Below are 13,951 nucleotides of genomic sequence, written 5' to 3'. Positions count from 1 at the left end.
ATAAAATATTTATACAAAAACTACACAAAATGAAGTTGTTAACTAAAAGTTGCTACCATTTAATATATTATTAAAAGCATATTTTTGAAGTAAAAAAAATGCCCCTTAATGGCAAGCACTAAGAGGCATACGTATTTACAGATTATATTCTTTATTTAGCAATCGCTAGATTAATATTTAAAGGAATTTCGTTGCTCAATACTAAATCAGCAACTGGCATTTTAAAACTTACATCGTATTTGCTACGGTCAAAAGTCAATACTCCCGAAACTTTTCCAGTTTCAGCATCTATATTTACATTTTTAACCATTTCTTCGTGAGTCTTACCTCTGATAGTCAAATTTCCTTTTATGTCAGCACCTTCTATACTCGTGATCTCGAAAGTTGCTGTTGGAAATTCAGAAACATTGAAAAAGTCTGGTGAAGATAAATGACCTACCAACTTCTCTTTTGTATTTTCCGCATCATATGTAGAATCCAAGGGTGTAATAGTACTTAAATCTACCACAAACTTTCCTCCGGTGATTTTTCCATCTGCCACAGTTAAGTTTCCTTCAGTAAGTTTCACTGTTCCGTTGTGAGATTTCATTCCCAAAACTTCTCCTTTCCATTCTACCGAGCTACCTTCAGAGTTAATTGCTAATTCACCATCTGGCAATCCAGCCATTTCTGCAGTTTCTTCTGTTGTTTCGGTTTTTGAGGTACATGACCAAGTTGCTAAAGCAAATACAGCTACAAGTGCTAAAGTTGATAATTTTTTCATTCTTAGAGATTTTAATGTTTTATATAATTTATGTATATACATATAATTACATAACACTTTATGAATCAAAAGGTTCAAAAAAAACTAAAGTATTTTGGAAGTGTGTTTTTAATGTTTGATAATTTTAAAAGTAGAATAGCTTTCTGAGTTTTCAATTTTTAAGAAATAAATTCCCATTTTTAAATCAGAAACATTAATTTTGGGTTCACTCTCAGCACTTGGCAATTTTATTGTCTTTAAAACACCCCCGTTTACATCAAACAAAGTGGCTTTGTATGAAACTGATGTTTCAGAGTCTAAACCTCCAATTGTCAAATAACTGGTTGTTGGATTTGGAAATACTTTTATATTTGAAGTTGTTTCTTTGCCCAAAACCAAGACTTTAATTTTAGCAGAACCATCAAATTCTCCCTCACCGCATTTATTACTTATTTTCTTGAAAAAAATATCTTCTGATTTTAAAGGTGAAAATGAATATTTTAAAGAATCACTTTCAGAAATAAAACTAAGTCCATTACTTAGCTCTACGTTAAAAGGGGGCACAGAGGTGAACACAAAGTATAGATTAGCATTTTCTCCATAATTAATAATTGTATCTCCTGACATAAAGCCTAATAACACAGGGATTTCTTCCATGTAAATGGTATTAGAAAACACATCACAACCCTGTCCAATTAACCTAGCCTTATAGTATCCTGTTTTATTTACCGCTAGTTTACTTGAATTTTCTATTTTATCAAATTCGAAATTTTCATTTGATGTTTCTTTGTAATACCATTCATAGGTTAAACCTGGAACACTCACTACGGAAAGCTCGGTTGATTTCCCAGTGCAAAAACCTATACCTTGAGCTGTAATGTTTGAATTAAATTTATTCCTAACATTTATCTTTTCTGATGCTACTTTACATGTCTTTTTTTCAAATATGACTTGATAGATTCCTTCATCATTACTATCTGCTCCATATAAAAGGTTGTTTTTTGTTGTACTTGCTACAAACTTCTCGTTTAAAAACAAATTCATAGTATAAGGCATTCTATTTTCATCCCCAACAAACAAAATACTATGATTACCACATTTAATAGAGTCAATCTGATTTACTAATTTATTGGAGAGTTTAATATCATCGACCTGAAGGTATGGAGAAGAAACCAAACAGTTTTCGGTTTTAGATATTAAGCTATAATTACCCGCTTTATCGATGGTAAACTTATCCGATTTCAAAGGATATTCTTTGTTGTTGTAAATATATGAATTTATCGAATTGGAGGCGTTTACTAAAGAAACAGTAAAAGGCTGACCATTACAAATATCCGCCACTTCGGGCACTGAAATGCCAATTTTATTGGAATTATCTATTTTGATACAGTTTGTGCTATCCGAACATGTTTGGCTACTAACTATTGCGTAGTACGAGCCGTCATTTACCAGCTCAAATGGTGTATTAAGGGTAGTTTCAAAAAGTAGCTTATTTTCCTTAAAAACCCCAACTTTAAATACTTCATATAAGTATTTTTTGTTATCTAGAGTTACTGCGTACAAACTTTTACAGCTTCTTGCTGCATTTATTGGAGCTAAAGTGGCCTTAATGTGTTCAAAAGATACCTCAAATTCGTTAGAAGTAATCTTGCAGCCCTCTTTGGTTTTAAGTGAAATTTTATATTTCCCTGGCTCATTTATTGAGTAGGTTTCGTTGATATTAGGGATTGGAACTGGTGCACCATTTTTTTCAAAGAAATAACCAAAAGATCGACTTATATATTGATCAAAAGAATATTTAAATATTTCTGAAAATTGGTTTAAAACAAAAGGCGAAGAGCATGTTTGATAGCTTGGAGCTAAGTTTGGGATAGAAATAGTATCTGAAAAATTTAGTTTTAGCTTGTCGGTAAAGAATGTACAGCTTTTTCCATTTTTAAACTTAAGATCAGATTTTAGAACATATACGCCTGGCTCAGATAGCCTTTCGGTAAAATATGACAAACTTTCATTTACGGTTTTATACACCGAGTTGTCTTTTAAAACCTGAAGAGAACTCACAGAAATATCAGAGGATTTACCAATTAGTTTTTCTGCATCGAAATATTTATAATAGGTAAAATTCTTACAAATACTAATCTCAGTTTGGTTTGGGTCAGTTATGGTTTCAGAAATGCTAATGGATACTTTGGGCGATGAAACATTGCAATAATTGCTTTGAAGTTGGAATTGATACTCTCCCGAATTTTCTATTAAAACTTTATCTTGGGGACTGACACGTTCACTGCTTTTAAACTTTCTGTCTTTATAGGTAACCAAATTCAAAGAATCGATATTAAAATCAAAGTTTTTGTAATACGTATTTATGAAAGACAAATAATTTGAACTGGCACTACAAAGGTTAAAATTAGTAGTATTCGGATCCATTGAAAATGTTTGACCGTTTATGGTAAAATCAATTCCTAAACTTCTGTTATTTTTTTTGAATGTGTATTTTTCGGTTGAAATAGTATCATTTTGTATGATTAATTGGGCATGATAAATTCCTTCTTGATCTATTTTTAAACTTGCTTCAAATATTTCCGTATTTATAAGAACACCATCTTTGAACCACTTTATTTGTGTATTGGATTGTTCAAAAGAGCCTGCCAAAATTAAAATTTCATAACCCTGCCTACAAAAATAGTAATCAGAAGCGGTTAATTTTACCGTATATTTTGGATTTTCTGAAATAGAAAATGTGCTAATTTTTTCCAAACAATTCATTTTTGGTAAAAAGTCTGAATTTTCAGCGTATTTAAAATTTGCGAAAACTTCATATTCCCCGACCTCGTAAAACCAATTAGATAACTTGGTAGTCGATAATGCTAACTTTCCATTTTTATAGAAATAAATAGAATCAGTAATGATATTAGCATAAGTTTGATTTATACTGAATGCTTTCTGATTTCCGGATTCCTCTACCCTAGAATCTATTTTTTTCTTAAATAAAGTCGCGTTAATATTGTTTTTAAAATACGTAGCTATACTTTTATTGTCAGAAACTATTTTCAAATCAAAGTAGTCACCTATTTTACTGATTATCTCTTTTGGAATGACAAACATACCGTTTTTGGCATTTACTGTATAAAATGGCTGAATAGCATTAACTGCTAATGAAACAGGCTGAAACAATTGAAGTGTATAAACCGTAGAGGATTGATTTGTACCTGATACATAAAAAGGGAATTCAAAATTTTCACCTTTGCAATACACCATTTTTGAAATATCTGGAATGGTAATTTTACCGCAATTTTCTATAAGTGTTATTTTTGTAGTTTTAATCTCACTTGAGCATTGTTGGTCTCTAAGCAAGGTTGGAAAGTCTGACCTATAGAGATAGCCGTAGTTGGTAATGGTATAGTTTCCAGGAAATTGCACTAAAAAAGGATCAGATATGGAAGAATACCCATTTATGTCATATGCGGCAAGTTTTATTTCAAAATACGATTGTGTTATTTCTGTGGAATCGGTTAAAAGAGCATTTGTGAAATAATTATTCAGATTCTCATTTTTACATATATTAAGCTCTTTCGCAATTGAAAAGTCAGACTTGTCTCTAATTTGTAACTGAAATTTTTTCTCATAAAAACATCCTGCAATAGAGTTAAGTTTTACAGTATAGTTGCCGTTATTTGAGTTTGAAAACTTTTCAATACTAAGCTTATTTCCACTTGCAATGAGCTTTTCATTAAAATACCACTTAGTATTTTGACTTGAGGACAAAACATCAAAATTCGCAGTTTCATTTCTACAAATAAAACGTGAGTTGATTTTATTAATTCCAATTTCTTTAGCAGTAACTTTCCACGTACAGCTACCTTTTGAGACTGTAGCGGAATATATACCAGCCTCCGGATTGGGTATTTTAAAAGAATTATTTGCAGCGTTTAATTCTAAATTATTTAACTGCCATTTTATGGCAGAATATCCATCGTTTTGTACATATATACTCGTACTATTTGGTAAAGAACAGTCTTCCAATACTTCTAATTTATTTGGTTTGGATAAAGTAATTTCTACCGAATTGGTTGACACAGTACAGAAATTTCTTCTGGCGGTATAAATACCCTCCCTTGTGGCAGTAAAAGCACAAGCCTCATTGGATTCTATATACTCACCATTTCTATACCAATTCATTATTGTACTTTTTGGGATACAACCTTCTACCAGCATTAACTGACCGAGGCCTTCACATATTTCTTTTTTATTGGGCAGGTTAATCTTAAAAGTTACGTTTTGTGGATATTGAGTTTTTTTTGGAGGAGACTCTCCTGAGCAGCTCTCTGTTTGAAGCTTGACAATATATGAACCCGGTGTTTGGGGAGTAAAATAGTTGGATTTATTACTGTAAATTTCCAATTGAGGTTGATTTGCATTATACCAGGTAAACTTACCAGTTAAACTACTATTAGGTGGATATGTATACATTGAGCTATTGTTAACATCACATCCTGCACTATAGGGGCTTTCAGAGATTCCTAAACTTTGATATTTACTAAAATCCACATTAATGGTATCTATTGTATTACAACCCAAATAATCGCTTTCAAACGTGTATGCACCTGATTTTTTTATATTATACTCAACATAATCCAAACCGTTTACAACTAGGCTATCATTTAATTTTAATTTTAATGAACCTGAAAAACTTGCTCTGATATTAAATCCATTTGGAAATAAGGTGGAGCAAGCTTTAATGTTATTTGATATTGGAATCTCATAAGACCCATAAAGAATATGTGATTTCTTTGTTTTTTTTACAACATATTCTCTTGACACACCGAAACACCCTTCCATTCGCTCAACCACCGAATAGGTACCTTCTTCTTTTATAAAGAAATAACTATTAGTTATATCTTCAAATAGAATTTTGCGGTCTTTAAAAACATCAAAACGTTCGCCTCTACCAAAACCTACTGAATTAGAATAATCTTGAATTTTTACTGGGAATTGCTTAATGTCTTGACAATAAAATATGGTGTCTCTTATTACGTTTACGCTTTGTGCATAAAGAAAAGGTGTAATGCTTTCAAAAAAAGAAATAATGAAATTTGGTGTATAATAAACTCGATTATTGAAAGACACCTCGGCTTTATAAGTGCCTTTTTTTGTAATGTTTAGTCCAAAATAAGGGTTATCTATGACCTTATCGTCTAAATACCAAATAATATTTTTGTCATATTTCAGGGTAGAATCCACACTGACTCTTAAACTTGATTTATTGCAAATATTAAGATTATCTTGCGGCAGTGTAGCTTTATCCCAATTTAATAATTTATTTTTTGTTATAGATTTGGTGTCTGTGTTTACCTCATAGTATGGCACTTTGGTTATTGAATTTTCATTGATAACTACATTGGTACTTCTTTCATAAACACAGCCGTAGCTATCTGTAACTTTTGCTTTGTAAACGCCACTATTGCTTGAGTCTGCATTGGATATTTTGGGGTTTTTTAAATTTGAATAGAAGTTTTTGGGACCTGAAAATTCAATTAAATCACCCGTACTATAAAATGAAGTATAAATGTAAAAGTCTTTTTTTGAATCATAATTAGAATATAACTGAAACCCCCTATCAGGCAATACTTTAATATTAAAAGTAAAGGGGTATTTTTCATCTATTAACAATTGGTATTCTCCCGCATTGGATAAGCTTGCGTTGGTTATTATAGGCGATTTTTCACTCGACAAAAAACCATTGGGGCCTTTCCAAAGAAACTTGGTTCCGCCACCTGCCTTTAATTGAATTGTGCGAGTTGAGCTCAAACAGACAATTTCTGGTGCTTCATAATATTGTGCTTTTGAAAAAAAAGAGAGTAGTAAAAAAGTAAAAAATAGGGAGAATTTTGAATGCATATGTCTAGTTCTAAAAATTTCACTAAAGATATATACCAATGCCTAAAAACAAGAATTTCAATATTCTTATTTAAAAAAAACACTCCCCCTATTACTTACTCACACTTCTTAAGCACTTCTTTGGCTAGTTCTATAGCCACATTTTTGTTGGCTTGGCTGTCTGCACTAATTTCGGCTAATATTTGAAAGGTTTTGTCTCCGACCAAAACCACCAAACTATTGTCAGAGACTACCCACGCTGCTGCATCGCCAACTCCATTTACTTCCACAAATTTTGCTTCTTTGGCCATTCCTTGTGCCATATCCATTGCGGTATTTTTTGTAGCTTCGTCTATATTTTTGTCTTTCGACACTTGCTTTTCTGCTTGACTTAATGCCGCTTGCATCTCTGTCTTGGATACATTTTTATAAAAGGCTTTAAATGATGCTAAGCTGTTGCCTTTGTCCATTATTTTATATAAATCATCTCCTAGCCACTTTAGGCCTATTTGATTGCTAATAGGTAGAACCATTTTATTTCCTCCAAATTCTACTGTTTTAGTTCTGTCGCTTTTCCAACTATACATATAAGTATCCCTTACCTGACTTTTGACATCTTTGCTGATCTGGTATTTCTTTCTGGCGTTTGCCAAATCAATATTATAGTGCTTTTGGATGTTTTCTATTGGTAAAAGTTGGTCGTACTTTCCGATGTATGAAAAAATGCAAGAAGCATTATTACTGGCTTGTGGCTCAGATTCTGATGATGATTCAGTATCCTCAGATTTACCCGAACATGAAATAATAAACAGCAAAAAGGCGGTTCCAATTAGGTTTTTAAATGTTTTCATGATTTTTTTATTTATTATTGATATTTATACGCTCCAATAAAATGAACCAGTCGTAAGTAAGGATTGTCTGAAGCTACCCAAGGAGCAATATATAGTTCAGGGTCTTTTAGGATTTGCTCCGACGTAGCCGTGGCTGCAACCGGATAAACCGCCAAGTAGTAACTATTATTTGCTCCGTCTATTTCAAAAGGTTTTCCGGCTCCATCACTTAAGTCAAAGCATTTGTAAGATGCGTTATTCCCTTTACTTCTAAATACCATTTTGGGATTCTCAATTAATGGAAACTGCCCATCACTTGAGTTAACTTCGTATATCACGGCCACCAAGTCTCGGGGGTTTTCTTTGTCGTAGGTACATATTTTAGCATCTTCAAAAATTATATTTTTATCCGCATTATTTAATGGAAAAATCAAAGGTGCCACCAACTTAAACATGTGGTCATTTGCCAAAGATTGCCCTTCTACTTCTCCATTGTTGACTATTCTCCGAATTCCACCTATGGCCAAATTACTTTGCGGAGCAGACAACGGAGAGATTTTTTCAGGAATAAATGCTACAGCAGGAATAGACAAGTATTGCGTATTTGACTCTTTGCCTAGTTTACCGTTTTGATCGCCAAAAACAGGATTAGCGTTTACGGCTGTTTGTAAGCTCAGCTCGCCAATAAAACCTGATGGGCTAGAAAAGGAATAAAACTGGGCCGAATTCACAACATTCAAAAAGTTAAGTCTGGCGTTTGTTGCATTAATTTGAGTGGCCGAAATCGTGTTGGCATTTAAAGCAATGGTTTTAAGATCCGATATTCTTGCAGCGGGACTTTTAAACCTTGATATATAAACCGAATCTACATTTCGGATCACAGAATCTGCGATAACTTTTCTAGTTTGCATTTTTTGAAACGACATCTCTGAATTTTGGGCAAAGCAATAGCTAGAAATACCCAATAGTAGTAGTATCTTTTTCATTTTAGAATAAAAAATTAAGGTTAAATATTAATCACATTTGCTGTACACGTAGTTTCGTTCGCCATTTAATGAAGGAGCTTTCCCTCCGGTAATATCATAGGATGTGGATATAGTCGGATAACCATTTCCATTAAATTTATATTCCCATTTAGTATTAAACCGTTCTATTAAATCACTCGGATTATTTATACCTTGATTGGCTGTTTCCAAAATTTTTGATTCTGTCTGGTATTTACTTGCCTTACCAAAGTTTACTGGAGCACCGAGCACGGGAATTTCGCCTATAATAAACTCAAACGGCCTAAACGGGAGGCCTTTAAATGTAGCAAAAGCATTTTTTCCATTTACAAATCCTGAATATGTAGAAACGTAAAGTGGCTTTCCGTCTTTATTAAACCCTTCTATTTTCGTGCAATTCCCATCCTCGTCATAGCTAAAATTATGGGTAATCTCACCGAGATAGTCTTTATTAATGAGTTTTTCAATCAACTTGCTCGTTGGATTTTGCTGTATTAATTGAGTGGCCGTAATCGCTCCCGAGTTATTTTTAGTTTCGGTTCTAGTCAAAAGTTCATTTTCGTAAAAATAGGTTGTTATTAAGATGCCATTATATGTGCATGTTTCTACCTTTCCATTGGGTTTATAGGTATATTTTTTAGTGGCGATTAGCCTACCGTCTAAAGCACCTAACTGCCTTGCTGCTAGAAGTCTTCCTTCCGAATTAAAGTCATATTCGGTATCTGGACTATTTTCAAAATAGCTTATAGATTTAATAAAACAGTCCCCTGATTTAAATGCTATTTCCTCTGTTTTATCACACGAAATGAAAAAACCACATACAAAGCATATTAGTAGATATTTGAAAAGATTTTTCATGATTAATTATTATAAGTCATTGAAAATGTGCAGTTTTCTAACAAAACTTCCTTTTTATTTAAATAGTCATATAACTTACCATTTATCTCCCCACTTAAGGTTTTACCTCTTGTGTATTTTGTAAACTTCACGCCTCCTGATGTGGCAAAATATATCTCTCCTTTAATTTTTACTAACAGATTTTGAAGCTCATTATCTCCTTTTTCGGTTCCTAAGCCGTACTTCGTATTTAGTTTTAAATCAGTGTCTATAAATTCAAGCGATATAAAGTTATCGGTATCAATACTTCCGTTTAAAGTTACTAAGGCCAAAGCCCCACCAAATTCAAGTTTTTTAGCTTCCCAGTCTTTGCCATCTAGCTTGGCTTTCATTGAGCCTGTAACTTTGGCATCTGCCCCACCAAATACTCCATTGTCTTCGTCAGGCTTCACCGCCAATTTGCTACAAGAGCTTAAAAAAAGGCTTAGTGCAATTATTTGAATTAAACTTTTCATTGTTTTCATGATTTTTATTATTTAAAAATTTCTTCTTTTTTAATCCCCATACTTTGTATGGCTGGTTTTGTAATAGTTACTTTTCCATTTATAGATTTCCAAGTTTCTGGTTTGTTGGTGTTTTGTGACGGTCCGCCTTTTGCGTTTATTTCAAACTCCGCCACTTTATCGTTTAAACTCAGCATAGTCATGGTGCCTTCAAATGGCATTGGCACTTCCTGCATACCAGATTCTGAGAGTTTCATTAAAACCAAGGTTCCGGTAGCAAAACCGGGGCTTGGGGCGTTAGACGGTGTAAACTTTGCGACCAAAGGCAACTTAAAACCTTCGTCAAAATTTGAGAACACACCCATTAATGAGGTACCGCTTTCATTTACCAATTGGAAGGAAATATTCAAACCATCGGCACTTTTAGAGATGACTATAGAGCCAGAAAAATTTTCGGAATTGATCAATTGTTCATTGCCATCGTAAATAAAACTGGCAGTAACCTTTTGATCCATAAAGCTGTTAGTATCCACCATGTCCATATCTTGGCCAGTTTGACTTTTAATTACACCCTCAAGGGCAGAAGTGACACTTTGGTTTGCCTGATCTTTAGCAGACTGGCAGGACATTAGGCTATAAGCAAGTAGGATTGTTATTAATAAAGTTTTCATGATTTATTGATATTGGTAGGTGATTACTAAGCTGTGAAATTGAAGGGTGTTACCGGTCCAGTTACCCGAAGAGGAGATATTTACGTAATATGAATTGTTAGCATTATCAATGGTTTCGTTGGCGTTATTGTTAATACTGAAAATACTTACCGTATTGGTGGAACTTTGAGCAGTGGCTATCGAGGTAAATGTATTAGTAACATGCGTATTTTTATTAAATGTAAAAGATAAATTTGATGCCGAATTGTCTAATAAATACATTCTTACGTTAGTCACTTTTACACCATCAGGAAGGTTTACAGGCAAATACAAAGTCTTTGGGCTGGTAGTTGTATTAAACCAAGCAAATCCACTTCCTCTGATAATTTGGTCGTCATAATTTTGAGCTTGCACACTCGTGAAATTGTAACTCATATAGTGATTTGAAGAGTTTTCCACTCTTAAGATCCCATCTTTATCGGCGTAAACCGGGCGTCGTTCGGTGGATATTGTTTCTGCGAAATCAAGTTCTTTTGATCGAAGGGTTCCATTTCCTTCATCAACATCTAGAGAGGCTTTTGCAGAGCCAGCATTACCAATTAGCACACCATCAGCTAATAAACTCATTCTATGGTTGTTGTTAGTAAAAAACAGCAAGCCTTTTTTACCATTTACATATAGGTTTTCATCCTGCCCAATTAAGCTACCTTGAAATTGATTGGTATTGGCAAAAAGTGGAAAAGAGATACTGGGCTTATCATTTTTAATAGAAAATGGCTCATAATTTTTACTATTTATTATAAGAGAAGAGACTTGATTGTCTTGGTTAAAAGTACTTACATCTGGAGCTAAAGTTATACTTTGAGCAACAATGAAATTAGAGCAACAAAAAGAGATTAAAGAAAGTAATATTTTTCTCATGATTAAACTTATTGAATATTGACTAATACCTTAATTTTCCCATCAACCCCTTCAAAATTCTCCAATGATTTTCCTATGCATTGACCTAACTTCACTTTATCAAGATCAGCTTTCATTGCATACCCAGGCTTAGAGGCACTTACTAATAAGTCTCCACGCTTTATGATGCCACCTTCATTACAAACTTTTGTAGGAATAACTCCCACTACGCCCATAGGCACGTGGTTTTCAAGTGAGCTTTCAATATGCTCTTCAGTAAGTAATACCCCTGGTTTGGTTGCATAAACACCTGCAACAAGATTAGAATACGGCTGAGAAGATTTTTCTACTTTACGGTCTGAGGATAAAGAAATAGCTAGTACATCACCTTCTTCGTACAAATACTTACCACCTTCTACTTCAAAAGCTTCAGCTATATCTGCACCGGAGCTTTGTGTGCCGCCGTTAAAAAAACCTTTCCCAGTTTTATCTATCCGAGCTACATTGGCGTAGTTATTTTGAAAAAGTGCTAGATTTCCACTGCTACCTCTATGATTGGCTAAAAAGGTGTTACCTGTTCCTATTGTTTCAGAATAAATTACACTGTAGTCATTAGCAGGGTTATTTATAAAAAAGTTTGCTGATCTGCCAGATGTGCCAGTCTTATTTGCTGTAAGTGTAGAGGCTAAAGTTCCCGATGATACAGCCTCTATGGTGGAGCCCGTTCCATTAGTTTTTCCATAAATTGCACTCGATGAACTCGAACTATTGCTTATTTCAAACTTGCTGGCTTTTCCAGTTCCATTTGTATAGACATCAATAGCATCAGAGCTATTCGTATTGTTTTGAATCCAAAAAATTCCTGATCCTCCTGATGAACCTAGTTTCCTCGCGTCAACAGTGTAGCGTTCTGTACCCGTACTTTCGGCATATATAGCTGAACCTGTGCCGTTTGTTCGAGCAAGGATTGCATCATTGTTATTAGAACTGTTTTCAATAATGAAACGTCCTGCATTTCCAGAATTTCCTGTTTTTCTTGCGTGTATGGTAGGGGCATTTCCTGTTGAATTAGCTTCAATAGCATTTCCTGTTCCATTAGTTTCCACAAAAAGAGCATCTGATGAATTTGATGTATTGAGGATACCAAAATAACCTGCACGCCCTGTACCAATAGTAGAGGTGTAAAATGCATCAGAAGAATTATTGGAATTATTTATAAAAAATTGCCCCGCCCCACCATTAATACTGTATTTTTCTCCTGAAATTGAAGCTCCAGTTCCATTAGACGCAGCGGAAATTGCATTTCCTGTACCATTAGTAAATGCTGTAATTGCACTAGACGGATTGGAATTATTTGCAATCTCGAAATCCCCAGCATTTCCTGTAGAACCCAACTTGAAAGCATGAATGGCATCTCCAGTTCCAGAAGATATAGCTTCTATTACATTACCTGTTCCATTAGCTTCAGCCCTTAAAGCCCTAGCACTACTAGAAGTATTATCTATTTGGAAATTCCCAACATTACCCGTTCCATTGGTTTTAGCTAATATCACATCAGCTACGCTATTTAAATTCCCAATTTCAAATTCCGCAACTTTACCTAATCCATAGGTTAAAGCTTTTACCACAGAAGATGGATTATTAGTATTTAAACTATTTAAATCTAGTCCACTACCTAGTCCAGAATGATAACCCGATAATAGGGGGTTCTCGTTTGTTGGCAAAGTATTAGAAATGAAAATACCTGCTCCTGTTCCACTATTATTTGCTCTAATTAAATTTCCATTATTATAAGGATTATTCTCAAAACGACCCGCTGATCCATTGGTACCAGCTGATTGGGCAATGAATGTATCTCCAAGACCTTGATTGTAAGCCACAAGCGTTGATTTTGTGGCTGTAGCATCTAGGCTTTCAAAATAACCAGCAGCACCATTTTGTAATGCTACTCCATGAACTGCATTTCCAGTTCCCATAGTTTCCGCATTAATGGCATTTGCATTACTAGCTAAACTATTAATAGAGAAAGTTCCGGCATTACCCATTCCTTTTGTAAAAGCAACAACCGAGCTCTGATTACTATAGATGTTATCAATTTGAAATTTAGCTGCATTGCCTAAGCCATTTGTATAAACTGAAAGAGCATCTTGAAAATTATTGCTATTATCTACCACAAGCTCTGAAGCTGCCCCAGAGCCATTGTTATAACCATATAATGCTATTCCGGATCCATTTGTTAAACCTGCTACGGCGTTTTCAGAATTTGAGGAATTATTGATTTTGAAAAGAGAAGTACCACCAGTACCAGCTTGAGTTAGCTCTAAGATGCGGGTTGGTTGAGTAGAATTTCCAGAATGATTTATAGGAAAACTTACTGTACCAGCCGTGTTAACCCAGGCAGACCCATTATACTGCCAGTTACTGCCTGTAGCTTGATTGAAGACAAGCATGCTTTGTTTAGGACTAGGAATGGCCGTAGTTATAGCGGCTAAATTAGCGTATCTTGGAATGATTACACTTTTTGAATCTACTTCAAAAGCTTGCTGAGCATACGAACTATATCCTAACAATAAAAAGATGATTAAATATCTTAATTTCATGATTCCTA

General features: G+C 34.1%; 9 protein-coding genes. All 9 read right to left on the bottom strand.

Annotated elements, in window-relative coordinates; genetic code table 11:
• Positions 1-151 precede the first annotated feature (151 nt).
• The 9 genes from ACFOOI_RS03460 to ACFOOI_RS03420 all read right to left on the bottom strand — a co-directional run bounded on the left by ACFOOI_RS03460 (position 152) and on the right by ACFOOI_RS03420 (position 13,943).
• Positions 152-763, bottom strand: coding sequence for a YceI family protein (locus tag ACFOOI_RS03460; RefSeq protein WP_379835098.1), 612 nt, complete (start codon positions 761-763; stop codon positions 152-154).
• A 108-nt stretch (positions 764-871) separates the two neighbouring features.
• On the bottom strand, positions 872-6,550 hold the full coding sequence (locus ACFOOI_RS03455; RefSeq protein ID WP_379835095.1) for a T9SS type A sorting domain-containing protein: 5,679 nt from the start codon (positions 6,548-6,550) through the stop codon (positions 872-874).
• Positions 6,551-6,735: 185 nt separating this feature from the next.
• Positions 6,736-7,470: a hypothetical protein gene (locus tag ACFOOI_RS03450; RefSeq protein ID WP_379835093.1), complete on the bottom strand. Its 735-nt coding sequence runs from the start codon at positions 7,468-7,470 to the stop codon at positions 6,736-6,738.
• Positions 7,471-7,484: 14 nt separating this feature from the next.
• Complete coding sequence (locus tag ACFOOI_RS03445) at positions 7,485-8,435, bottom strand: hypothetical protein (RefSeq protein WP_379835090.1); 951 nt, start codon at positions 8,433-8,435, stop codon at positions 7,485-7,487.
• 27 nt (positions 8,436-8,462) lie between these two features.
• Positions 8,463-9,311: a hypothetical protein gene (locus tag ACFOOI_RS03440; RefSeq protein WP_379835088.1), complete on the bottom strand. Its 849-nt coding sequence runs from the start codon at positions 9,309-9,311 to the stop codon at positions 8,463-8,465.
• Positions 9,312-9,313: 2 nt separating this feature from the next.
• A complete protein-coding gene (locus ACFOOI_RS03435; RefSeq protein ID WP_379835086.1) occupies positions 9,314-9,814 on the bottom strand; it encodes a hypothetical protein in 501 nt (166 codons plus the stop codon).
• An 8-nt stretch (positions 9,815-9,822) separates the two neighbouring features.
• Complete coding sequence (locus ACFOOI_RS03430; RefSeq protein ID WP_379835084.1) at positions 9,823-10,464, bottom strand: hypothetical protein; 642 nt, start codon at positions 10,462-10,464, stop codon at positions 9,823-9,825.
• Between the two features lie 3 nt (positions 10,465-10,467).
• Positions 10,468-11,364: a hypothetical protein gene (locus ACFOOI_RS03425; RefSeq protein WP_379835081.1), complete on the bottom strand. Its 897-nt coding sequence runs from the start codon at positions 11,362-11,364 to the stop codon at positions 10,468-10,470.
• Positions 11,365-11,372: 8 nt separating this feature from the next.
• The gene (locus ACFOOI_RS03420) at positions 11,373-13,943 is read right to left on the bottom strand and encodes a beta strand repeat-containing protein (RefSeq protein WP_379835079.1); all 2,571 of its coding nucleotides are present in this window, start codon (positions 13,941-13,943) and stop codon (positions 11,373-11,375) included.
• Positions 13,944-13,951: the final 8 nt, after the last annotated feature.

The sequence above is a fragment of the Lacihabitans lacunae genome, from assembly GCF_042649125.1.
In the GTDB taxonomy this organism is placed as follows: domain Bacteria; phylum Bacteroidota; class Bacteroidia; order Cytophagales; family Spirosomataceae; genus Leadbetterella; species Leadbetterella lacunae.
Note: the sequence above shows the minus strand (reverse complement) of the source record. Positions and strands in the feature narration are given on the sequence as shown.

Bases quoted from the DNA above. Each gene is read 5' to 3' on its own strand.
- ACFOOI_RS03460 (WP_379835098.1), bottom strand. From the start codon at position 763: ATGAAAAAATTATCAACTTTAGCACTTGTAGCTGTATTTGCTTTAGCA.
- ACFOOI_RS03450 (WP_379835093.1), bottom strand. From the start codon at position 7,470: ATGAAAACATTTAAAAACCTAATTGGAACCGCCTTTTTGCTGTTTATT.
- ACFOOI_RS03445 (WP_379835090.1), bottom strand. From the start codon at position 8,435: ATGAAAAAGATACTACTACTATTGGGTATTTCTAGCTATTGCTTTGCC.
- ACFOOI_RS03440 (WP_379835088.1), bottom strand. From the start codon at position 9,311: ATGAAAAATCTTTTCAAATATCTACTAATATGCTTTGTATGTGGTTTT.
- ACFOOI_RS03435 (WP_379835086.1), bottom strand. From the start codon at position 9,814: ATGAAAACAATGAAAAGTTTAATTCAAATAATTGCACTAAGCCTTTTT.
- ACFOOI_RS03430 (WP_379835084.1), bottom strand. From the start codon at position 10,464: ATGAAAACTTTATTAATAACAATCCTACTTGCTTATAGCCTAATGTCC.
- ACFOOI_RS03425 (WP_379835081.1), bottom strand. From the start codon at position 11,364: ATGAGAAAAATATTACTTTCTTTAATCTCTTTTTGTTGCTCTAATTTC.
- ACFOOI_RS03420 (WP_379835079.1), bottom strand. From the start codon at position 13,943: ATGAAATTAAGATATTTAATCATCTTTTTATTGTTAGGATATAGTTCG.